The sequence below is a fragment of the Pseudomonas fluvialis genome, assembly GCF_014207935.1.
Taxonomy (GTDB): domain Bacteria; phylum Pseudomonadota; class Gammaproteobacteria; order Pseudomonadales; family Pseudomonadaceae; genus Aquipseudomonas; species Aquipseudomonas fluvialis_A.
This window is the reverse complement of record NZ_JACHLL010000001.1, coordinates 380,319-402,190: the sequence shown is the minus strand read 5'-3', so window position 1 is coordinate 402,190 and position 21,872 is coordinate 380,319. Positions and strand designations below refer to the sequence as shown.

At 65.5% G+C, this 21,872-nt stretch carries 14 protein-coding genes; 6 read left to right on the top strand and 8 right to left on the bottom strand.

Annotated features, from left to right (window positions below):
- Positions 1-52: 52 nt before the first annotated feature.
- Positions 53-1,090, bottom strand: a complete 1,038-nt coding sequence (locus HNP49_RS01850) for a nitronate monooxygenase family protein (RefSeq protein ID WP_184680116.1) — start codon at positions 1,088-1,090, stop codon at positions 53-55.
- Positions 1,091-1,192: 102 nt separating this feature from the next.
- On the opposite strand from HNP49_RS01850, the gene HNP49_RS01845 reads away from it, so the two are divergent.
- Positions 1,193-2,041 (top strand): 23S rRNA (adenine(2030)-N(6))-methyltransferase RlmJ, encoded by an 849-nt coding sequence (locus tag HNP49_RS01845; protein ID WP_184680114.1) that lies wholly within the window; start codon positions 1,193-1,195, stop codon positions 2,039-2,041.
- A gap of 2 nt (positions 2,042-2,043) precedes the next feature.
- Here HNP49_RS01845 and HNP49_RS01840 read toward each other — a convergent pair whose 3' ends face one another.
- The 3 genes from HNP49_RS01840 to HNP49_RS01830 are packed head-to-tail and all read right to left on the bottom strand — an operon-like array spanning position 2,044 to position 6,993.
- A complete protein-coding gene (locus tag HNP49_RS01840; RefSeq protein ID WP_184680112.1) occupies positions 2,044-4,734 on the bottom strand; it encodes a response regulator in 2,691 nt (896 codons plus the stop codon).
- Positions 4,735-6,003, bottom strand: coding sequence for an HD-GYP domain-containing protein (locus HNP49_RS01835; protein ID WP_184680110.1), 1,269 nt, complete (start codon positions 6,001-6,003; stop codon positions 4,735-4,737). It abuts the gene before it with no gap.
- Positions 6,004-6,051: 48 nt separating this feature from the next.
- Positions 6,052-6,993: a LysR family transcriptional regulator gene (locus tag HNP49_RS01830; protein ID WP_184680108.1), complete on the bottom strand. Its 942-nt coding sequence runs from the start codon at positions 6,991-6,993 to the stop codon at positions 6,052-6,054.
- A gap of 115 nt (positions 6,994-7,108) precedes the next feature.
- On the opposite strand from HNP49_RS01830, the gene HNP49_RS01825 reads away from it, so the two are divergent.
- Positions 7,109-8,233: a nitronate monooxygenase family protein gene (locus tag HNP49_RS01825; protein ID WP_184680106.1), complete on the top strand. Its 1,125-nt coding sequence runs from the start codon at positions 7,109-7,111 to the stop codon at positions 8,231-8,233.
- 3 nt (positions 8,234-8,236) lie between these two features.
- On the opposite strand, the gene msrA is transcribed toward HNP49_RS01825, so the two are convergent.
- Both msrA and HNP49_RS01815 read right to left on the bottom strand, forming a co-directional pair.
- Positions 8,237-8,884: a peptide-methionine (S)-S-oxide reductase MsrA gene (gene msrA, locus HNP49_RS01820; protein WP_184680104.1), complete on the bottom strand. Its 648-nt coding sequence runs from the start codon at positions 8,882-8,884 to the stop codon at positions 8,237-8,239.
- 59 nt (positions 8,885-8,943) lie between these two features.
- The gene (locus tag HNP49_RS01815; RefSeq protein WP_409372513.1) at positions 8,944-11,637 is read right to left on the bottom strand and encodes a putative bifunctional diguanylate cyclase/phosphodiesterase; all 2,694 of its coding nucleotides are present in this window, start codon (positions 11,635-11,637) and stop codon (positions 8,944-8,946) included.
- Between the two features lie 73 nt (positions 11,638-11,710).
- Between HNP49_RS01815 and HNP49_RS01810 the strand changes: the two genes are divergently transcribed.
- Positions 11,711-12,241 carry a hypothetical protein gene (locus HNP49_RS01810; protein ID WP_409372512.1) on the top strand — a complete coding sequence of 177 codons (531 nt, stop codon included), beginning with the start codon at positions 11,711-11,713 and terminating at the stop codon, positions 12,239-12,241.
- Positions 12,242-12,343: 102 nt separating this feature from the next.
- On the opposite strand, the gene aceF is transcribed toward HNP49_RS01810, so the two are convergent.
- Together aceF and aceE are read right to left on the bottom strand one after the other, a co-directional pair.
- Positions 12,344-13,966 (bottom strand): dihydrolipoyllysine-residue acetyltransferase, encoded by a 1,623-nt coding sequence (aceF, locus tag HNP49_RS01805; protein WP_184680100.1) that lies wholly within the window; start codon positions 13,964-13,966, stop codon positions 12,344-12,346.
- 11 nt (positions 13,967-13,977) lie between these two features.
- A complete protein-coding gene (aceE, locus tag HNP49_RS01800) occupies positions 13,978-16,623 on the bottom strand; it encodes a pyruvate dehydrogenase (acetyl-transferring), homodimeric type (RefSeq protein WP_184680098.1) in 2,646 nt (881 codons plus the stop codon).
- Positions 16,624-16,841: 218 nt separating this feature from the next.
- On the opposite strand from aceE, the gene glnE reads away from it, so the two are divergent.
- From glnE to waaF, 3 genes are all read left to right on the top strand, one after another.
- Positions 16,842-19,772, top strand: coding sequence for a bifunctional [glutamate--ammonia ligase]-adenylyl-L-tyrosine phosphorylase/[glutamate--ammonia-ligase] adenylyltransferase (gene glnE, locus HNP49_RS01795; protein WP_184680097.1), 2,931 nt, complete (start codon positions 16,842-16,844; stop codon positions 19,770-19,772).
- 75 nt (positions 19,773-19,847) lie between these two features.
- The gene (locus tag HNP49_RS01790; RefSeq protein WP_184681133.1) at positions 19,848-20,774 is read left to right on the top strand and encodes a branched-chain amino acid transaminase; all 927 of its coding nucleotides are present in this window, start codon (positions 19,848-19,850) and stop codon (positions 20,772-20,774) included.
- A 59-nt stretch (positions 20,775-20,833) separates the two neighbouring features.
- A complete protein-coding gene (gene waaF / locus HNP49_RS01785) occupies positions 20,834-21,868 on the top strand; it encodes a lipopolysaccharide heptosyltransferase II (RefSeq protein WP_184680096.1) in 1,035 nt (344 codons plus the stop codon).
- The last annotated feature ends 4 nt before the right edge of the window (positions 21,869-21,872 follow it).

The following is a 21,872-nucleotide window of genomic DNA, read 5'->3' as shown; positions in this document are numbered from 1 at the left end:
CTAGGCAGGTCAATCATGGTCGCCTAGCACTATTCAGCTGGTTGATTGAGGCTCAGAGATTGACCGTCAGGGCGCGGGTCAGCTCGGCGGCCGGGATGGCCTGGCAGCCGCTGACGTTCTGCCCGGCCCAGAGTGGCGAGAAGTCGCCGCTGCCCTGGGCTTCGGCGGCGGCGCGCAGTGGCGCAACCCCGGCAGTGGCCAGTGGAAAGGCCGGTGCCAGCGGATGCAGCGGGCCCAGCTCGCGCATCAGACGGTTGACGATGCCGCGCGCCGGGCGGCCGCTGTACAGGGTGGTCAGTGCCGTGGTGGCGGCTGCCTCGCTCTGCAGGGCGGCGCGGTGCACGGCGCTGGTGCTGCACTCCGGGCACAGCAGGTAGGCCGTGCCGACCTGCACCCCGGCGGCGCCGAGCACCAGGGCGGCGGCCACGCCCCGCGCGTCGGCAATGCCGCCGGCAGCGATCACGGGCAGCTCGACCGCCTGCACCACCTGCGGCAGCAGGGCGAAGGTGCCGAGCTGGCCGTTCAGGTCATGGTTGATAAACATTCCCCGATGACCACCGGCCTCCAGGCCCTGGGCGATGATGGCGTCGGCGCCATGGGCTTCCAGCCAGCGGGCCTCGGCGACGGTGGTGGCGCTGGACAGCACTTTGCTGCTCCAACTCTTGACCCGCCGCAGCAGGCTGGGCTCGGGCAGGCCGAAGTGGAAGCTGATCACCGCCGGTGGCTGATCCTCCAGCAGGTCGGCAATGGCATGACTGAAGGGCTGACGTGCCGGCGCCGGGCTGACCGCTTCCGGATCCAGTCCCAGTTCGCGGTAGTAGGGCGCCAGCAGCGCGCGCCACTGCTGTTCCCGCTGAGCATCCGCCGTTGGTTGGCTGTGGCAGAAGAAATTCAGGTTGAATGGCCGTGGCTGATGGACCGACAGGGCTGCCAGCTCGCGCTGCAGCCCCGCGGCGTCGAGCATGGCGCAGGGCAGCGAGCCGAGCCCGCCGGCGTCGCTGACGGCGACGGCCAGGGCGCTGCCCTGCACGCCGGCCATCGGCGCCTGGATAATGGGCAGTTCGATCCCCAGCAAGTCTTGCAGTGTCATCGCGGCTCTCCAGTAGGCGCAGGGCGTCAATCTAGCAGACGCCGGTGGTCGCCGGTCCGGGGGCGGGCGGTTAAACTGCCGGCTTCGAGGAGTACCGCCACCATGAACTACCGCCACGCCTTCCATGCCGGCAATCACGCCGATGTGCTCAAGCACCTGACCCTGTCGCGCATTCTCGCCCTGCTGGGCAAGAAGGAGGCGCCTTTTGCCTACCTCGACAGTCACGCCGGGGTTGGTCTTTACGACTTGCAGGGCGACCAGGCCAGCCGTACCGGCGAATACCTGGAGGGTATCGCGCGCCTGTGGCATCGCGACGACCTGCCGCCGGCGCTGGCCGATTACCTGCGGGTGGTCGATGAACTCAATCCCGATGGCGAGCTGCGTTACTACCCCGGCTCGCCGGAACTGGCGCGCTGCCTGAGCCGTCCGCAGGATCGTCTGCACGTCAACGAGAAGCACCCTGAGGATGGTCGTCTGCTTAAGGACAACATGGCCCTCGACCGCCGCGTGGCCGTGCACCTGGGCGAAGGCTGGCACCTGGCGCGGGCGCTGCTGCCCACCGCCGAGAAGCGCGTGCTGATGCTGATCGATCCGCCGTTCGAGCAGGCCGACGATCTGGAACGCTGCGTGCAGTCGCTCAATGAGGCCATCGGCCGCATGCGCCAGGCCATCGTGGTGATCTGGTATCCGATCAAGGATCAGCGCCAGCTCAAGCGCTTCTACCAGCTGCTGGCGGCGAGCAATGCGCCCAAGCTGCTGCGTGCCGAACTCTACGTGCACCCGGTGGACAACCCGCTGGGGCTCAATGGTTCCGGCCTGGCCATCGCCAACCCGCCGTGGGGCCTGGAGGCCGAGCTGCTTGAATGGCTGCCGTGGCTGGCCAAGCAACTGGCGCAGAGTCAGGGCAGCTGGCAGCTGGACTGGGTCATCGAAGAGAAAAAACCAGCCTGATATCAGAGTCTGGTCAGGCGCTCGCGCAGCAGGGGCTGGAAAAGCTCGGCCTCGGCCTGTAACAGGGCGAGTAGTGGCCCGGTTTCGTCCAGGCGCTGTTGTCGGCAGAGCTCCTCGATCTGCCCGCTGAGGGCTTGCGCCGGGCTCAGGCCGAAGCTGCCAAGCAATGATTTCAGCGAGTGCGCGGTCATCCGCAGGCTGTCCAGATCGCCGCTGCTGAGCGCCTGCTGCATCTTGTCCAGGTAGCCCGCCTGCAGATCGTCGTGAAAGCCCTGGCCGATGACCTGCAGCACGAATTCATCCGCCTCATTCAGCGCCTTGGCATAGTCGAAACCGTCCAGCGCGGCTGGCTGGTGGCCGAGGCTGGCGCTGTAGTGGCTGTCCAGGCCCTGCAGGACTTCGGTCATCACCCGGTACAGCTGCTCACGGTTGATCGGCTTGCTGATGAAGGCATCCATGCCTGCGGCCAGACAGGCGTCGCGGTCGCTGTCCATGGCGTTGGCGGTCATGGCGATGATCGGCAGGTGTCGTGAGCTGCCGGCCTCGCGCTCACGAATCCGCTGGGTGGCTTCCAGGCCGCCCATTTCCGGCATGTACATGTCCATGAAGGCCAGGTCGAAGCGGCACATGTCGAGCATGGCCAGGGCTTCGATGCCGTTGTGCGCCACCAGTACGCGGTGCTGGTGACGCTCCAGCAGCTTGCACGCCAGCATGGCGTTGATCTCGTTGTCTTCCACCAGCAGGATGTCCTGAGGCGCTAGCTGCACGGTACTGCTGGCGGCCGCGCGGGCTGGGCGCTCGCCGCTGACCAGGCCGAGCTGGCGCAGCAGGGTGTCGAGCAGTTCGGGCTTGGCCAGCGGTTTGCTCAAGTGGCTAAGACCCAGCTCGCCGCAGCGCTGGCTGCCTGCGCCGAGCTGGGTGGAATTGAGCAGCATCAGCGGTGTCAGCCCCAGGTTGCGCTGCACTTCCTCGGCGAGGAGAAAACCGTCGCCATCCTGCAGCCGGCCGTCGATCAGCGCCAGTTTGAGCGTGGGGCGTTCGGCCAGCAGGGTCATGGCTTCCACCAGATCGGCGGCGGCGACCGGCTGCAGCTGCCAGTCCTGCAGGCAGGCACCGAGCAGCTGGCGCAGCTCGGCCTGGCTTTCTACCACTAGTACCGGCAACCCCTGCATGACCCGCAGCTGTTCTTCGCTGGGACGCGGCTGGGTGGGGGAGTCGGCCAGGGCCGGCAGCTGCAGGCTGAAGTGAAAGGTCGAACCCTGGCCCAGCTGGCTTTCCAGCCACAGGCGGCCGTGCATCAGCTGCACCAGGCGGCCGACGATGGACAGGCCCAGGCCGGTACCGCCGAACTTGCGTGAGATGGAACTGTCGGCCTGGCTGAAGGCCTCGAAGATGCTGGCCTGGGCCTCGGCGGCAATGCCGATGCCGGTGTCGATCACTCGGCCGTGCAGGCTGCCGTCGGCCTGCAGATCGAGACAGAGGCGCACACTGCCGCGCTCGGTGAACTTGATGGCGTTGCCGACCAGGTTGATCACGATCTGCCGTAGCCGGCCGCTGTCGCCGAGCAGGCGCGCCGGTACATCCGGGGCGATGTCGAGGATCAGCTCCAGGCCCTTTTCCTCGGCGCGCACGGCCAGTAGCTGCAGGGCTTCCCAACAGGTGGCGGCGATGTCGAAGGGTTCGCTCGCGAGTTCCAGTTTGCCGGCCTCGATCTTCGAGAAGTCGAGGATGTCGTTGATGATGTTGAGTAACGCATCGGCCGAGAGCTTGGCCATCTCCAGATAACGCTGCTGTTCGCTGTTCAGCGAGGTGTCCAGGGTCAGGTCGAGCATGCCGAGAATGCCGTTCATCGGCGTGCGGATCTCATGGCTCATCACCGCGAGGAAGGCACTCTTGGCGCGGTTGGCAGCCTCGGCGGCCTGGATCGCCTGCTCCAGCTCGACCTCCTTGCGGATGCGCAGGGTCACGTCGCGGAAGCTGAAGACCTGGCCCTGCAGCTGGCGATTGATGTACAGCGGGATGCGATGGCGCTCGAAGTAGCGACCATCCAGCAGGGGCAGGGTGACAAATTGGCTGGGGTCGTCGCTGGCATGCTGGGTCAGCTCGACCACGGCCTGCAGGCCGGGCTCCAGCTGACTGTCGAGGAAGGTCAGGATCGCGGCATCGACACCCGCCACCAGCAGCGTCTCGGGAATCTGCCACATGCGTGCGAAGTGCCGGTTCATGTTGCTGATACCGCCGTCCAGGCGGGTGACCAGGATGCCTTCGGCAGTGGCTTCGAGGGTGGCGGCCAGCAGCGAGGTGGAGTGTTCCAGCGCCTCGTTCACCGCCTTTTGCGGCGCGGCATCGCGGAAGCTCAGCAGCAGCAGGGTGTGCTCGCCCACGGCCATCTGCCGCAGGCTTTTTTCCACGCTGAACAGCGAACCGTCCTTGCGCCGGTACTCGCCTTCGACGGCGGTCAGGTCGCTGATCTGGCCGTCGCGCACTTCGTCCCAGAAGAACAGGTCCTGAATCGACGACTCGATCTCGGTGATCGGCAGCTGCAGCAGTGCCTCGCGGCTGTAGCCCAGTGCCTGGCAGGCCGGCGGATTGGCTTCGACCACGCACAGCGTGGCCGGGTCGACCACCAGCATGGCCTGTTCGTAGTGGGCGAGGATCGCCTGGGCGATCGCGGCGGGGCTGGGGCTGCTCATCTAGGGTGTGCTGCCCTGCTGCGGGTCGAAGTAGTAGGTCACGTGCTGGCGCGGGCTCAGGTAATTGTAGATTTCCCGAGGCAGCTGGCCGGGGCGCAGACTCTTGCTGATGTTCAGCTCCAGGTCCTGTTCGAGGTCGAGGATGATGGCTTCCTCTTTAGGCACCTCGGGATCGTGCACGATCACGGTGGGGCGCAGCGGCTTGTTCGGGTTGACCGCCAGCACCAGGCCGATCATCTCGTTGGACAGCTGCACAATGCAGCCGGGTGGGTAGACCCCGAGGCAACGGATAAAGGCCTTCAGCGCCACCTCGTCGAAGCGCGTGCGCTGCTGGGCGAACATGCGCGACAGCGCTTCATGCGGGGTCAGCGCCTCGACCAGGTTGCTCGGGTTGCACAGGTTGTCGTACTGGTTGGCGATGCACACCACGCGGGTCAGTGGGCTGATCTGAGGGCCCTTGAGGCCATTCGGGTAGCCTGTGCCGTCACAGAACTCATGGTGTTCGAGAATCACCCGCTGGGCCGCGTCGGCCAGCTCCATCGGCTTGCTCAGCTTGATGCCGTAGGCGCAGTGCAGTTGCAGCAGGCTTTGCTCCGGCTTGGTCAGCGGCTCCGTCTTGAGGAGGATCTTCGACGGGATATCGAGCTTGCCGATATCGTGAAACAGCGCTCCGATGCCCAGCTGCAGGGTGTCCTCGCGGCTGAACTGGAGGATGCGCGCCAGCATGATCGACAGCACGGTGACGTTCAGCGAGTGGAAATAGGCGTCTTCGCCAGCCTTGCCGTTCAGCGCATGCATCAGCACGGTGTTTTCGCCGAGCATGGCGGTGACCATCTGATCGACCAGTTCTTCGGCCTGGCGCAGGGTTTCGTGGGGCTGGCTGCGGATGTTGCGGTTGATGTTCTTGACGGTCTGGCTGGCTTGCTGGAACTGCTTGTCCACTTCCGCCAGCTGCTTGCGCAGCGCGCGCAGCTGTTCGATGCGGGCCTGCTTGGCCTGCAGTGCGGCCAGCTCCTCGGCACTGGGCTGTGGTGGTGCGGGCGGCACGGGGGCTGGTGTGGCTGGCAGGGGCAGGGGTTTTACGTCGCTGCGTTTGGGGTCATAGCGCAGGCGTGGCAGGCCGAGCGCGCGGACGGCGAGTAGCTGCGCTTCGTCTTTGATCTTGAAGCTGCTGAAGGTGAAGGAGTGCTCCATCCAGCCGCGATCGAGATGGATGTAGAGACCTACACAGAGTTGATCGGGTGTGACGTACAGCGCGTCTGCAGACATGCCTTCCCCATAGCCAGCACAGTGCCGGGCAGTGCCCGGCGAATTTCCTCAGTCTAGTCGCGGCAGGGGGGCTTTGCCGATGGGGGTAAGCTCTGTCAGGAGAAAATCCACCAGCACCCGGAGGCGCAGGCTGGGCTGGCGCTGCTGCGGGTAGATCAGGGAGAACGGCCGGCTGCAGCCGCCGAAGTCGTCCAGGAGGGTGCGAAGCTGGCCACTGCGCAGCTCGTCCTCGACCATGAAGCGATAGCACTGGTAGAGCCCGCCGGCATGCCGAGCCAGACTGACTCCGGCCTGCAGATCGTCGCTGCAGGCGAAGTGGCCGTCCGGCTGCAGCTCGAATTCCTGACCGTCGCGGCGGAAGCTCCAGGGCACACTGCGTCCTGTGCGCGGCAGGAGAAAACGGATGCACTGGTGCGCGACCAGCTCTTCCGGGGTCTGCGGTGTTCCGTGTCTGGCCAGATAGTCGGGGGCGGCCACCACGACCAGTTCGGCATCCTCCAGCTTGCGTGCGATCAGGCTGGAGTCGGGCTGCGCTCGGGCGCGGATGGCCAAGTCGAAGTCATCGCGGGTGAAGTCGATGTTGTGGTTGCTCAGCTGCAGCTCCAGTTGCAACTGCGGGTAGCGCTGCTGCAAGCGTGGCAACAGCGGCAGTATGCGGCGCTCGCCATAGCTGGTGGGTAGGCTCAGGCGTAGCAGGCCACTGGGCTGCAGTTGCTGGCCGGCCAGCTGGCGTTCGGCTTCGCCCAGCTGCTGCAGGGCTGCGCGACACTCCCGATAGTAACTGCGACCGGCCTCGCTGAGGCGGATCTGCCGGGTCGTACGGATGAACAGGCGATTGCCCAGGCGTTGCTCCAGGCGTGCGATGCCGCGGCTGACCGCCGCCGGGGTGAGGCCGGCAACCTGGGCGGCAGCCGTGAAACTGTTGTGCTCGACCGCGAGGCAGAACAGCTCCAGGCTACCCAACTGCAGATCGCTGAATTGCCGCGCCATTTGTGACTCCGTGTATCAAGTGAATTGATGCTGCGTGTGTTTGTTGCGTTGATGATCGCAAATACCCTGTGCGCCATGTCAGCCCTTCGGCTGTTTGCCCACAGGAGAATTACCAATGTTATGGAATACGGGGTTATGGAATACGGGAACGCGGAATACCGGCTCATGGGATACCGAGCTGACCCGGCGTCTCGGTCTGCGCCTGCCTGTTGTACAGGGGCCGCTGGGCGGTGGTTTGTCCTCGGTGGCGCTGGTGGGCGCGGTAGCCGATGCCGGCGGCCTCGGCTCGTTCGGCGTGCATCACCTGGCGCCGCAGGCCTTGCTGGATACGGCGGCGCTGTTGCGCGCCCGGACCTCGGCGCCGTTTGCCCTCAACCTGTGGATGCCCTGCGCGTATCGCCAGCAGAAGCATATCGAGCCCGTGCAGTTCGCCCGAACCCTGGAGCTGCTGGCGCCCTTCTATGACGAACTGGGTCTGGCCTTGCCGGAGGCGCCACCAGCGGCCTGGCCGGATGAGCGCGAACAGATGGAGGCACTGCTGGAGGCGCGTCCGGCTGTCTTCAGCTTTGTTTTTGGCATCCCGCCGGATGACGTGCTGCGTCGTTGCCGCCAGCTGGGCATCCTCACCCTAGGCGCCGCCACTACGGTGGCCGAGGCCCGCGCACTGGAGGCGGCTGGAGTGGACATGTTGGTGGCCAGCGGCGCCGAGGCGGGCGGGCACCGCGTGGCGTTCCTTGAACCGCCGGAGCGGGGGCTGATCGGTCTGTTCGCCCTGTTGCCGCAGGTGGTGGATGCCGTACAGATTCCGGTGATCGGCGCGGGCGGTATTGCCGATGGGCGCGGCATGGCTGCGGCGTTGCTGCTAGGCGCCCAGGGGGTGCAGCTGGGTACGGCGTTTCTCGCCTGCGAGGAGTCGGCCGCCAGTGCTGTGCAGCGGGCCAGCCTGTTCCAGCCGCAGGCTAGCGATACGGTGCTGACCCGAGTATTCAGCGGGCGCCTGGCGCGCGGTATCCACAACGAATTTGTCGAGCGACTGCAGACCGTGGAGCACAGCCTGCCCGGTTATCCGCTGCTCAACAGTCTCACCGCCGAGCTAAAACGTGCCGCAGTGGCGCGCCAGCGCCCCGAGCTGATGTCGCTGTGGTCCGGGCAGTCTGCGGGCCTGTTGCGTCACCGCAATGCCGGAGCGGTGCTGGCTGCGCTGGAAGGGCAGGCGCAGGCGCTGCTGGGACGCCTGTGAGCCTCAGCTGGGCAGGCACACGCCGGTGCCGCCCAGGCCGCAGTAACCGCCGGGGTTCTTGGCCAGGTACTGCTGGTGATAGGCCTCGGCGTAGTAGAACGGTCCGGCGGGGGCGATCTCGCTGGTGATCGGGCCCAGGCCGGCCTGATCCAGTGCCTGCTGGAAGGCTTCCCGGCAGGCCTCGGCGGCGGCTTGCTGATCGGCATTGAAGGTGTAGATGGCGGAGCGGTACTGGGTGCCGACATCGTTGCCCTGGCGCATGCCCTGGGTCGGGTTGTGCGCCTCCCAGAACACCTTGAGCAGGGCCTGGTAGCTGGTCTGTTGCGGGTCGAACACCACCAGTACCACTTCGGTGTGGCCGGTCAGCCCGGAGCAGACTTCCTCGTAGGTCGGGTTTGGGGTCAGGCCGCCGGCATAGCCGACCGCCGTGCTCCACACGCCGGGCTGCTGCCAGAAGCGCCGTTCGGCTCCCCAGAAACAGCCGAGGGCGAAGATGGCTTGTTGCAGACCCGCTGGAAACGGGCTCTGCAGGGCGTTGCCATTCACGTAGTGCTGCGCCGGCACCGGCAGGGGCGTACTGCGTCCGGGCAGGGCCTGTTCGGCGGTGGGCAGGGCGAGTTTCTCGGTGAGGATGCGTGAGCGCAGGACCATGGTGGGACTCCTTGGACTGAACCTTGAGTGTCGCTGTGCGGCGCTGAAACGGCTACTGCTCAATCGTTGCCGAGTGTGCCGGTGTACTGCTGCAGACGGGCGAGCAGGTGGCGGCCGTCGATCGGCTGGTCGAACAGGTAACCCTGGCCGATATCGCAGTGCTGGCGGCGCAGGAAGGTCAGCTGCTCGGCATTCTCGATACCTTCGGCCACCACCTTGAGGCGCAGGCTGTGGGCCATGGCCACCACGGCGGCGGTGATCTGCATGTCGTCCTGGTTGGCCGGGATGTCGCGGATGAAGCTGCGATCGATCTTGATCACGTCGATGGGGAACTTCTTCAGGTAGCTGAGCGACGAGTAGCCGGTGCCGAAGTCGTCCATCGCCAGGGTCAGGCCCAGGCTTTTTAAAGCCTCCAGCTGCAGGCGGGTGGCATCGGTGGCATCCAGCAGCAGCGATTCGGTCAGCTCCAGCTCGATGCGTTCGCCACCCAGGCGCTCCTCTTGGAGAATCTGGCGGATCGATTCGACCAGCTCCGGATCGCTGAACTGGCGCGGCGAAAGGTTGATGGCGACCTGCACGTCGGGCATGCCCCAGAGTTCCAACTGGCGGCTCATCTGGCAGGCCTGGCGCACCACCCATTTGCCGATCGGGATGATCAGGCCGGTTTCTTCTGCGACCTGGATGAACTGGTCGGGGCGGATCATGCCCTTCTGCGGATGCTGCCAGCGCAGCAGGGCTTCCAGGCCGAGCAGGCGGCCGCTCTTTAGGCACAGCTTGGGCTGGTAGAACACCTGCAGTTCGCCCTGAGCGAGGGCGCGGCGCAGGTTGCTCTCGAGGAACAGCTTGTTGCTGGCTTCGGCGGTCAGCTGTTCGTTGAAGACCTGGAGCTGGTGCTTGCCGTTGGCCTTGGCCTTGTGCAGGGCTAGGCCCGCCTGCTTGATCAGGCTTTGCGGGTCGTTGCTGTGCAGGGGCGCGCAGGCCAGGCCGAGGGAACCGCTGACGTTGATCAGGTGGTTGTCGACGAACAGCGGCTTTTCCAGGGTGCTGAGCAGGCTGGCGGCAATCTGCTGGCCGTTGGCCAGGTCGGCGCCGTCGAGTACCACAGCGAATTCGTTGCTGGCCAGACGGGCCAGCAGGTGTGCCGGGCCGAGGGTGTTGCGCAGGCGCTTGGCCAGGCTGACCAGCAGTTTGTCGCCGGTGGGGTGGCCGAGGCTGTCGTTGATCCGCTTGAAGTTGTCGATGTCCACCAGCAGCAGGCTCAGCGGACGCTCGCCGTGCTCGCGGAAGTGCTGCTCCAGATGGCGGATGAAGTAGGGGCGGTTGCCCATGCCGGTCAGGCTGTCGCTGAAGGCCAGCTTCTCGATGCGCTGCAGGGCCTGGCGGCTGTCTGTGATGTCTTCGTAGATGCCGATGTAGTGGGTCAGATGGCCCTGGCTGTCGAGCACCTTGGACAGCGACAGGCGTGCCCAGTAAGGCTCGAGGTTCTTGCGTCGGCAGCGGAACTCGCCATGCCAGCGGTTGTGCTGGCCCAGGCTGTTGCTGCTGTTGAACAGCAGTTCGGCGAGGTTCTCCAGGGCCGGCAGTTCGCCGATCAACTGGCCTTGCACTTCCGCCTCACTGTACTGGGTGATGGCGGTGAAACTGGGGTTGGCGTAGGTCACCCGGCCGTCGCGGTCGATCAGCAGGAAGGCGCTGGCGCTCTGTTCCACCGCGCGCTTGAACAGGTGCAGGGCCTGGCTGGCCTGGCGGTGCTGCTGGCTGATGATGATCTGTGCATAGAGGTCGGCCAGTTCGCCGGCAAAGCCGATCTCGTCGCTCTGCCAGTGACGGATGCCGCTTGTGTGTTCCAGGCACAGTACGCCGACCAGTTCGCCGTCGATGCGCACCCCGGCGTCGAGGATGGCCTGGATACCCAGTGGCTTGAGGTAGCTGTCTGCCAGTTCGCGGGTGCGCGGGTCTTCCCAGGCATTCTGCGCGTCGATGGCGCGGCCGCTGTGCAGGGCGGCGAAATAGGCCGGGAAGGCGGAGGCGTTCAGAGTCGGTGGCTGCTCGTGGCGATTGCTGGCGCAATTGAACAGGCTGACGGCAACCAGTCGCTCGTCTTGTAGGCGCCACAGACTGGCCCGACTGACGCCATAGAGGTCGCAGGCACTGCGGGTGATCAGCTCGGCGGCCTCGCGCAGCGGGTCTTCGCTGGCGTAGCGATGCTGGGCCAGGCGCACGATCAGGTTCTGCTGGGCGCGTGAGCGAATCAGGTGCTGCAGGTGATCGTCCTGAGTGCGCTGGTAGGCTTCCAGGGCGCTGCGCAACCGCTGGTTCTGCGCCTGCAGCTGTTGCAGGGCGGGGGCAGGCTCCTGGGCGGTCGGTTGTTCCAGCAGGTAACCGCGCAGCAATTCCTGCTGGCCCTGCAGGCGGCGCTCACCCAGTTCGAGCAGCTGACGACTGCCGCTGGGCGTATGCAGCCAGTAGCGCACCTGATAGCGCCCCTGAACGGTGAGTTGCTGCTGGATATCCTGGTGCAACTGCAGGCGCTGCGCGGCATCCATCAGGCTGGCGTAGGGAGTGCCGATCAGACCGCACAGGTCGCGTGCGGCGACGCCCCAGCGAGCATGGCAGCTGGGGTCCAGATAGAGCAGAGGCCAGCCGGGGGCATTCAGGCGCTCGAACGCGAGCAGGCCCAGGTGTTCCGGTGAGGCTAACTGCGTCACATCCTCGCGGCCTGCGAGTGGTGGGCGCTCTGCGGGGCTTTTCACTTGGCCGGCCGTATCCATTATGCTCCTTGGATTCGGCCTACTACGTTGGTCTGGCATTAGCCAAGGGTGCACGATGCAATTACGACTGGCAAGACAAGCAATTGGCGCTGTTCTTCTGACAGCGGTGTCCGCATTCCTTCCGGTCTGGGCCAGTGAGCCCTCCAGCGTAACGGACGGCGGCGAGCAGGCGGCCTATCTGGCGGGGCTGAAGAAGCTCTACCTGACCGGTAGCGAGCGTCAGGCGCTGCTCAAACATTGCAACTCGCTGCTGACCAGCTACGCCCTGCGTGCCGGTTATCAGGTGGGGCAGAGTGAACGTCGCGACCTGCTCTACAGCCTGCAGGTCGACAAGGCAGGCGAGTTGCTGGTGCGTGAGGAAAGTCGGGTGCCCGATAGTGTGGAGCGCTCGGTGCGCAACCAGCAGGTCGATGTCTTTGGGGTCGATCCTTTCGTGCGCTACGAGTGCCCGGTCGGAGGTATCCGCTGTGTGCTGTTCAATCCGGTCAGCCGTCAGCCGCTGCTGACCATTGTGCGTGATCTGGACGGCGCTGCTGAGTTGGCCAAGGGGCTTACCTTTCTGATCCGCAATATTCAGAAGGGCTGATTGGCTCGTCCTCTTTCCCTGAAAACGCCCGACGCCTTGCCGTGGCCTGAATAACCAAACAAAACCCCGCCTAGGCGGGGTTTTGTGGTTACAGCGCGAGCGTTACAGCAGCAGCGTGCGGATATCTGCCAGTACCTCGCCGAGGCGCTTGGTGAAGCGTGCTGCGGCGGCACCGTTGATCACCCGGTGATCGTAGGACAGCGACAGCGGCAGCAGCAGGCGCGGCTGGAAGGCCTGACCATCCCAGACTGGCTGCATGCTCGCCTTGCTCACGCCGAGGATCGCCACTTCCGGCGCATTGACGATCGGCGTGAAACCGGTGCCGCCGATATGGCCGAGACTGGAGATGGTGAAGCAGGCGCCCTGCATGGCGTCGGCCGAGAGCTTCTTGGTGCGCGCCTTCTCGGCCAGATCAGCCGCTTCGGCCGCCAGTTGCAGCAGGCTCTTGCGGTCGACGTCGCGGATCACCGGCACCAGCAGGCCGTCCGGGGTGTCCACGGCAAAGCCGATGTGCACGTAGCCCTTGCGGATCAGCGCCTTGCCCGAAGGGGCGAGCGAGCTGTTGAAGTCCGGCAGTTCGCGCAGCAGGTGGGCGCAGGCCTTGAGCAGGATCGGCAGGATGGTCAGTTTGACTCCGGCCTTCTCGGCGGCTGCCTTCTGCGCCACGCGGAAGGCCTCGACCTCGCTGATGTCGGCGTTGTCGAACTGGGTCACGTGCGGCACGTTGAGCCAGCTGCGGTGCAGATTGGCGGCGCCGACCTGCATCAGGCGGGTCATCGCGACTTCTTCGACGGGACCGAACTTGCTGAAGTCCACTTCCGGAATCGGCGGAATGCCGGCACCAGCGGTGGCTGCAGCCGGTGCGTCCTTGGCCTTGAGCAACTGCTGTTTGACGAACTGCTGCACGTCTTCCTTGAGCACCCGGCCTTTCGGGCCGGTGCCGGTGACCTGGCTGAGGTCGACGCCGAACTCGCGGGCCAGCAGGCGCACGGCAGGGCCGGCATGCACCTTTGCGCCAGGCGAGGGCGGTGGCGTGGCCGGCGAGCTGGCGGCGGCAGCGGACAGTGCGGCGATGGCGCCAACTTCAGCGGCCACGGCCGGTGCGGCATTGGCGGGTGTGGTGTGTATCAGCGGGGCCGGCGCGCTGCCGGCCACCCGCACGCGGAGAATCACATCGCCGGTGCCGACTTCGGCATCCAGCTGCACCAGCACGGCCTCCACGGTGCCGGCGACCGGCGCGGGAATCTCCATGCTGGCCTTGTCCGACTCCAGAGTGATCAGCGACTGGTCGACGGCAATCACGTCGCCCGGCTTGACCAGCACTTCGATGACCTTGACCTTGCTGCTGGTGCCGATATCCGGCACCTGAATGTCCTGCACGCTTTCGACGGCGCTGGCCGCGGCGGGTGCCGGTACGGCGGCAGCCGGCTCGGGCTCGGCGGCCGCTGCCGGCGGCGTGGCAGCAACCGGTGCAGATACCGATGCGGTCGTGCCTTCGCTTTCCAGTTCCAGCAGCTCGTCGCCGGTCTTAAGGGTGTCGCCCAGTTTGACCTTCAGGCTCTTGATCACCCCGGCCTTGGGCGCGGGGATTTCCATGCTGGCCTTGTCCGATTCCAGGGTCAGCAGGCTCTGGTCGGCTTCGATGCGGTCGCCGACCTTGACCAGCAGTTCGATCACTTCACCCTCGCCACTGCCGATGTCGGGCACGCGAATCAATTCACTCATCGCCTGTCTCCTCAGCAATCCAGCGGGTTGGTTTTGTTGGCATCAAGGCCGAACCTGACTATGGCCTCGGCCACCACCTTGGCGTCGATGTCGCCGCGGTCGGCCAGCGCCTCCAGGGCGGTCAGCGCCACCCAGTAGCGATCCACCTCGAAGAAGTGGCGCAGCTTCTGCCGCGAGTCGCTGCGGCCGAAGCCGTCGGTGCCGAGCACCTTGTATTCCTTGACCGGCACCCACTGACGGATCTGCTCGGCAAACAGCTTCATGTAGTCGGTGCTGGCCACCACCGGGCCCTTACGTCCGGACAGGCACTGCTGCACATAGCTCTGCTGCGGCTTCTGCCCCGGGTGCAGGCGGTTCCAGCGCTCCACGGCCAGGCCGTCGCGGCGCAGTTCATTGAAGCTCGGCACGCTCCACACGTCGGCACCGATGCCGAATTCGTCACGCAGAATTTTCGCCGCCTCGCGCACTTCGCGCAGGATGGTGCCACTGCCCAGCAGCTGCACGTGATGCGCTGCGTCGCGCTTGTCCTCTTCCAGCAGGTACATGCCGCGGATGATGCCGTCCTCGACGCCTTCCGGCATGGCCGGCTGGACGTAGGCTTCGTTCATCACGGTGATGTAGTAGAAGACGTTCTGTTGCTCCTCGATCATCGCCTTGATGCCGTGGCGGATGATCACGGCCAGCTCGTAGGCGTAGCTCGGGTCATAGGTGCGGCAGTTGGGAATGGTGCTGGCGAGGATATGGCTGTGGCCGTCCTCGTGCTGCAGACCCTCGCCATTCAGCGTGGTGCGTCCGGCGGTGCCGCCGATCAGGAAGCCGCGCGCGCGGCTGTCGCCGGCGGCCCAGGCCAGGTCGCCGATACGCTGGAAGCCGAACATCGAGTAGAAGATGTAGAACGGCAGCATCGGCTGGTTGTGCGTGGAGTAGGAAGTACCGGCGGCGATCCAGCTGGACATGGCGCCGGCCTCGTTGATGCCTTCCTCGAGGATCTGGCCCTTCTTGTCCTCGCGGTAGAACATCACCTGGTCCTTGTCGACCGGCTCATACAGCTGGCCCACGGACGAGTAGATGCCGAGCTGGCGGAACATGCCTTCCATGCCGAAGGTGCGCGCCTCGTCCGGCACGATGGGCACGATGCGCGCGCCCAGGTCCTTGTCCTTGACCAGCTGGGCGAGGATGCGCACGAAGGCCATGGTGGTGGAAATGTCGCGGTCGCCGCTGCCGTCGAGGATCGACTTGAGGGTCTCCAGTGGTGGCGTGGGGATGCTGAAGCTCTGCGCGCGGCGCTGCGGCACATAGCCGCCGAGCTTGTCGCGGCGCTCCTGCAGGTAGCGGGCTTCGGCGCTGCCTTCCTCGGGTCTGACGAAGGGCAGGTTCTCCAGATCCTCGTCCTTGACCGGGATGTCGAAGCGGTCGCGGAATTTCCTCAGGCTGTCGACATCGACCTTCTTGGTGTTGTGCGCGGTGTTCTTCGCCTCGCCGGCGCCGGTACCGTAGCCCTTGATGGTCTTGGCCAGCACCACGGTCGGCTGGCCCTGGTGGTTCACCGCCTGGTGGTAGGCCGCGTACATCTTGTACGGGTCGTGGCCGCCGCGGTTGAGGTTCCAGATTTCCTGGTCGGAGAGGTCCTTGACCATCTCCTTCAGCTCGGGGCTGTTGAAGAAGTGCTCACGCACGAAGGCGCCGTCTTTGGCCTTGTAGTTCTGGTAGTCGCCGTCGACCACCTCGTCCATACGGCGTTGCAGGATGCCGTCCTTGTCCTTGGCCAGCAGCGGGTCCCAGAAGCGGCCCCAGATGACCTTGTTGACGTTCCACTCGGCGCCGCGGAACACGCCTTCGAGTTCCTGAATGATCTTGCCGTTGCCGCGCACCGGGCCGTCCAGGCGCTGCAGGTTGCAGTTGATCACGAAGATCAGGTTGTCCAGCTTCTCGCGGCCGGCCAGGGAGATGGCGCCCAGGGATTCCGGCTCGTCGCACTCGCCGTCGCCCATGAAGCACCAGACCTTCTGCTTGCCGGCTGGGATAAAGCCGCGGCTTTCCAGGTACTTCATGAAGCGCGCCTGGTAGATCGCCTGAATCGGGCCCAGACCCATGGACACGGTGGGGAACTGCCAGAAGTCCGGCATCAGCCAGGGGTGCGGGTAGGAGGACAGGCCGTTGCCGTCCACCTCCTGGCGGAAGTTGTTCATCTGTTCTTCGCTGATGCGGCCTTCCATGAAGGCGCGGGCATAGATGCCGGGCGAGGCATGGCCCTGGAAGAAGATCAGGTCGCCGCCGTGTTCTTCGGTCGGTGCCTGGAAGAAGTAGTTGAAGCCGATGTCGTAGAGCGTGGCGCTGGAGGCGAAGCTGGAGATGTGACCGCCCAGATCCGGGTCTTTCAGGTTGGTGCGCATCACCATGGCCAGGGCGTTCCAGCGCACCAGCGAGCGGATCCGCCGCTCCATGAACAGGTCGCCGGGCATGCGTGCCTCGTGGCTGACCGGGATGGTGTTGCGGTAGGGCGTGGTGATCGCATAGGGCAGCTGCGTACCGCTGCGGCTGGCCAGCTCGCCCATGCGGGTCAGCAGGTAGTGGGCACGGTCTTCGCCCTCTTGGTCGAGGACGGACTCGAGGGCGTCCAGCCATTCCTGGGTTTCGACGGGATCGAGGTCTTGCATGGCTTGCTCCAGGCCGGAAAGGCTTCCAGAATCGGTTGCCAGGGGCCGCCCGCACCTTGTGGGCAGGGCGGCATGAAAAGAGTGCTTGCCGGGGTGGGTCGGCAGCTCTGTAGTTTTACTACATTTAGAGCGTTGAAACAGCCTTTCGGTCACAGTCTTTAGTAGAAAAACTACAAAAGGGCCGTCTAGCGACCGCCCTGTCGCCATCAGGATAGACCATGAGCCTGCCTTCCCTGGCCACGCTGCCAGCTGCACTGTCCCCCCTGGCCGAACGGGCCCTGAACGATATCGAACACGCCCTGAGCGAGCTGGGCGCAAGCCTTGCCGGCTGGCCCGAGTGGCGGCGTGATCAGCTGACGCGGGTGCTGGCGCAGAGTTATTTCGCGGTCGAGCAGATCAAGCGTGATCCGGCCATGTTTGCGGCGCTGCTGGCCAGTGGCGAGCTGGAGCGCGCGCTGGCGCCGGGCGAGTTGCGCACTCAGCTGGCCGCTCTGGTTGCCGAGTGTGCGGATGAGGACGCACTGAGCAAGTGTCTGCGGCGTTACCGCAACCGCCAGCAGCTGCGCATCATCTGGCGTGACTTCACCCGCCAGACCGATCTGTGGGGCACCTGCCGTGACCTCTCCGATCTGGCCGACGCCAGCATCGATCTGGCGCTGGGCTGGCTGCATCCGCGCCTGTGCGAACAGTTCGGAACGCCGACCGGGCGCCGCAGCGGCCTGCCACAGCAGTTGGTGGTGCTGGGCATGGGCAAGCTGGGGGCCTTCGAGCTGAACCTGTCCTCGGATATCGACCTGATCTTCGCCTATCCCGAGGGCGGCGAAACCGAGGGGGTCAAGCGCTCGCTGGACAATCAGGAGTTCTTCACTCGTCTGGGGCAAAAGCTGATCAAGGCGCTCGACGCCATCACCGTCGACGGCTTTGTGTTCCGTACCGATATGCGTCTGCGCCCTTATGGCGCGGGTGGCCCGCTGGTGTACAGCTTCAATGCGATGGAGCAGTACTACCAGGATCAGGGGCGCGACTGGGAGCGCTACGCTATGATCAAGGCCCGCGTGGTCGCGGGCGATCAGCAGGCCGGCAAGCAGTTGCAGGAAATGCTGCGGCCTTTCGTCTACCGGCGTTACCTCGATTTCTCCGCCATCGAGGCCATGCGCTCGATGAAGCAGCTGATTCAGCAGGAAGTGCGGCGCAAGGGTATGAGCGAAAACATCAAGCTCGGCTCCGGCGGCATCCGCGAGGTGGAGTTCATCGCTCAGGTGTTCCAGCTGATCCACGGCGGCCGTGACCTGGCGCTGCAGGAACGCTCACTGATGCGCGTGCTCGGCACCCTGCGCGATCAGGGCTACATGCCGGCCAAGGCGGTTGATGAGCTGGTCGAGAGCTATCACTTCCTGCGCTACACCGAGCACGCCCTGCAGGGCATCGATGACCGCCAGACCCAGATGTTGCCCGATGGCGAGCAGGACCGCCTGCGCGTGGCTGCCATCATGGGTTTTGCCGACTGGGAGGCGTTCTACCATGCCCTGGGCGAGCGCCGGCGGCGGGTCGAGTACCACTTCCGTCAGGTGATTGCCGACCCGGACGAGGAGGAGGGCGCTGATGCGCTTTGTATCGGCGGGGAGTGGCTGCCGCTGTGGGAGGAGGCGCTGGAGCCCGAGGCGGCGCAGCGGCAGCTGAGCGAGGCCGGCTTTGCCGATGCCGAGGTGGCGCTGCGGCGTATTCTCGATCTCAAGCACGGGCCGCAGGTGCGGGCCATGCAGCGCATGGGGCGCGAGCGCTTGGATGCCTTCATGCCGCGCTTTCTGGCTCAGGCGGTTGAGCACGACGATCCGGACCGGGTGCTGGAACGGGTGTTGCCGCTGGTCGAGAAGGTGGTGCGTCGCTCCGCCTACCTTGTGCTGCTGACGGAGAATCCCAGCGCCCTGCAGCGTCTGCTCGAGCTGTGTGCCGCCAGTCCTTGGATCGCCGAGCAGATTGCCCGCTTCCCCTTGCTGCTGGATGAGCTGCTCAATGAGGGGCGGCTGTTCAAGCCGCCGCTGGCGCCGGAGCTGGCGGCCGAGCTGCGCGAGCGGCTGACGCGCATCCCCGAGGACGATCTGGAGCAGCAGATGGAGGCCCTGCGCCACTTCAAGCTGGCCCACCGTCTGCGCGTGGCGGCCTCTGAAATTGCCGGCACTCTGCCGCTGATGAAGGTGTCCGACTATCTCACCTGGCTGGCCGAGGCCATTCTGGAGCAGGTGCTGGCGCTGGCCTGGCGCCAGACCGTGGCCAAGTACGGCACGCCGCGCCGTGCCGATGGCAGTCTGTGCGATCCGGACTTCATCATCGTCGGCTACGGCAAGGTCGGCGGGATCGAGCTGGGCCACGGTTCCGATCTCGATCTGGTGTTTATCCATGACGGTGACTCCCAGGCCGACACCGATGGCGCCAAACCCATCGATGGCGCGCAGTTCTTCGCCCGTCTGGGCCAGCGCATCATTCACCTGCTGACCACCCAGACCACTTCCGGGCAGCTCTACGAAGTGGATATGCGCTTGAGGCCTTCGGGGGCTTCTGGGCTGCTGGTCAGTTCGCTGGGCGCCTTCGAGCGCTACCAGCAGAACGAGGCCTGGACCTGGGAGCATCAGGCGCTGGTGCGTGCCCGCGTGCTGGTCGGTTGCCCGCGTGTGGGGGGCGCCTTCGAGGCGATCCGCGCCCAGGTGCTCGGCCGTGAGCGTGATCTGCAGGCGCTACGTCAGGAGGTCAGCGACATGCGCGCGAAGATGCGCGACAACCTCGGCAGCAGGGAAAGCGCGGCCGGCACTGCCGCCAATGCCTTCGAGGCTGAGCAGCCGTTCAACCTCAAGCAGGATGCCGGCGGTATCGTCGATATCGAATTTATGGTGCAATACGCGGCCCTGGCCTGGTCGCACCAGTACCCGGAATTGCTGCGCTACACCGACAACATCCGCATCCTCGACGGGCTGCGCGATCACGGCCTGCTGACCGCCGCCGACGTCGGACTGTTGCAGGAGGCCTACAAGGCCTTCCGCGCCGCGGCGCACCGCCAGGCCCTGCAGAAACAGGCCGGCACGGTGCCTGGAGATCAATTGGCCGATGAACGGCGCAACGTGTTGCGCATCTGGCACGAATTGGGTTTGGCGTAGGTCGCCCCGAGCTGACGGGCGACTGCAACCGTAACGAATCGAAGACTTGAGGAGCTGGCAACTATGTCGAAGGCAATGGCGTCGATGGCTGATCGTGATGGCGTGATCTGGTATGACGGCAAGCTGGTGCCGTGGCGCGAGGCCACCACCCACGTGCTGACCCACACCCTGCACTACGGCATGGGCGTGTTCGAAGGCGTACGTGCCTACAACACCCCGGACGGCACCGCCATCTTCCGCCTGCAGGCGCACACCGACCGTCTGTTCGACTCGGCGCACATCTTCAACATGCAGATCCCCTTCTCCAAGGAGGAGATCAACGAGGCGCAGCGCGCCGCCGTGCGTGAGAACGGCCTGGAAAGCGCCTACCTGCGGCCGATGGTGTTCTTCGGTTCCGAAGCCATGGGCCTGCGCGCCGCCGGCCTCAAGGTGCATGTCATCGTTGCCGCCTGGCACTGGGGCGCCTACATGGGCGAAGAGGCCCTGCAGAACGGCATCAAGGTGCGCACCAGCTCTTACACCCGTCATCACGTCAACATCTCGATGACCCGCGCCAAGGCCAACGGCAACTACATCAACTCCATGCTGGCCCTACAGGAAGCCATTTCCGGCGGTGCCGACGAGGCCATGCTGCTGGACCCGGAAGGCTACGTGGCCGAGGGTTCGGGCGAGAACATCTTCCTGGTCAAGAACGGCGTGGTGTACACCCCTGAGGTGACTTCCTGCCTGAACGGCATCACCCGCAACACCATCCTGACCCTGGCCGACGAGCTGGGCATCAAGGTGGTGGAGAAGCGCATCACCCGCGACGAGGTGTACATCGCCGACGAGGCCTTCTTCACCGGCACCGCCGCCGAAGTGACGCCGATCCGCGAAGTGGATGGCCGGCAGATCGGCATCGGCCGTCGCGGCCCGGTGACCGAGAAGCTGCAGAAGGCCTACTTCGATCTGGTCACTGGCAAGACCAGCGGCCATGCCGAATGGCGCACTCTGGTTAAATAAGCGGTTATTAGGTCGAGACAGGGAGGCATCGCGCCTCCCTGCGCATTTCTGGAATTGGCATGAATATTCTGATCATCGGCCCCAGCTGGGTAGGCGACATGGTGATGGCGCAGACGCTGTTCACCTGCCTCAAGCAGCGTCATCCCGACTGCCAGATCGACGTGCTGGCCCCCGAGTGGAGCCGGCCGATTCTCGAGCGCATGCCCGAGGTACGCGCGGCCCTGAGCTTCCCGCTCGGTCATGGTGTGCTGGAACTGGCCACCCGGCGCAAGATCGGCCAGTCACTGGCCGGTCAGTACGATCAGGCGATTCTGCTGCCCAACTCGCTCAAATCCGCGCTCGTGCCGTTCTTCGCCAAGGTGCCCAAGCGCACCGGCTGGAAGGGCGAGATGCGCTACGGCCTGCTCAACGACATCCGCACTCTGGATAAAGAGCGCCTGCCGCTGATGATCGAGCGCTTTATGGCGCTCGCTTACGAGCCCGATGCGGAGCTGCCCAAACCCTATCCGCAGCCGCGCCTGACCATCGACGACGCCAGCCGCGAGGCCGCCCTGGCCAAGTTCGGCCTCGGCCTGGATCGCCCGGTGCTGGCGCTGTGTCCCGGTGCCGAGTTCGGCGAGGCCAAGCGCTGGCCGGCCGAGTACTACGCCAAGGTTGCTGAGCTGAAGATCCGTGCCGGCTGGCAGGTGTGGTTGTTCGGCTCGAAGAATGACCATCCCGGCTGCGAGGATATCCGCGCCCGGCTGATTCCCGGCCTGCGCGAGGAGTCGGTGAATCTGGCCGGCGAGACCTCGCTGGCCGAGGCCATCGACCTGCTGTCCTGCGCCGGTGCCGTGGTGTCCAACGATTCGGGCCTGATGCACGTGGCCGCCGCGCTTAACCGCCCGCTGGTGGCGGTGTACGGCTCCACCTCGCCGCAGTTCACCCCGCCGCTGGCGGACCAGGTCGAGATCGTCCGCCTGGGTCTGGAATGCAGCCCCTGCTTCGAGCGCACCTGCCGCTTCGGTCATTACAACTGCCTGCGCGAGCTCAAGCCGCGTCCGGTGATCGAGGCGCTGGATCGCCTGGTTGCCGATCCGGTCGAGGTGGAATAACCCG

Bases quoted from the DNA above. Each gene is read 5' to 3' on its own strand.
- HNP49_RS01850 (WP_184680116.1), bottom strand. From the start codon at position 1,090: ATGACACTGCAAGACTTGCTGGGGATCGAACTGCCCATTATCCAGGCG.
- HNP49_RS01845 (WP_184680114.1), top strand. From the start codon at position 1,193: ATGAACTACCGCCACGCCTTCCATGCCGGCAATCACGCCGATGTGCTC.
- HNP49_RS01840 (WP_184680112.1), bottom strand. From the start codon at position 4,734: ATGAGCAGCCCCAGCCCCGCCGCGATCGCCCAGGCGATCCTCGCCCAC.
- HNP49_RS01835 (WP_184680110.1), bottom strand. From the start codon at position 6,003: ATGTCTGCAGACGCGCTGTACGTCACACCCGATCAACTCTGTGTAGGT.
- HNP49_RS01830 (WP_184680108.1), bottom strand. From the start codon at position 6,993: ATGGCGCGGCAATTCAGCGATCTGCAGTTGGGTAGCCTGGAGCTGTTC.
- HNP49_RS01825 (WP_184680106.1), top strand. From the start codon at position 7,109: ATGTTATGGAATACGGGGTTATGGAATACGGGAACGCGGAATACCGGC.
- msrA (WP_184680104.1), bottom strand. From the start codon at position 8,884: ATGGTCCTGCGCTCACGCATCCTCACCGAGAAACTCGCCCTGCCCACC.
- HNP49_RS01810 (WP_409372512.1), top strand. From the start codon at position 11,711: ATGCAATTACGACTGGCAAGACAAGCAATTGGCGCTGTTCTTCTGACA.
- aceF (WP_184680100.1), bottom strand. From the start codon at position 13,966: ATGAGTGAATTGATTCGCGTGCCCGACATCGGCAGTGGCGAGGGTGAA.
- aceE (WP_184680098.1), bottom strand. From the start codon at position 16,623: ATGCAAGACCTCGATCCCGTCGAAACCCAGGAATGGCTGGACGCCCTC.
- glnE (WP_184680097.1), top strand. From the start codon at position 16,842: ATGAGCCTGCCTTCCCTGGCCACGCTGCCAGCTGCACTGTCCCCCCTG.
- HNP49_RS01790 (WP_184681133.1), top strand. From the start codon at position 19,848: ATGGCGTCGATGGCTGATCGTGATGGCGTGATCTGGTATGACGGCAAG.
- waaF (WP_184680096.1), top strand. From the start codon at position 20,834: ATGAATATTCTGATCATCGGCCCCAGCTGGGTAGGCGACATGGTGATG.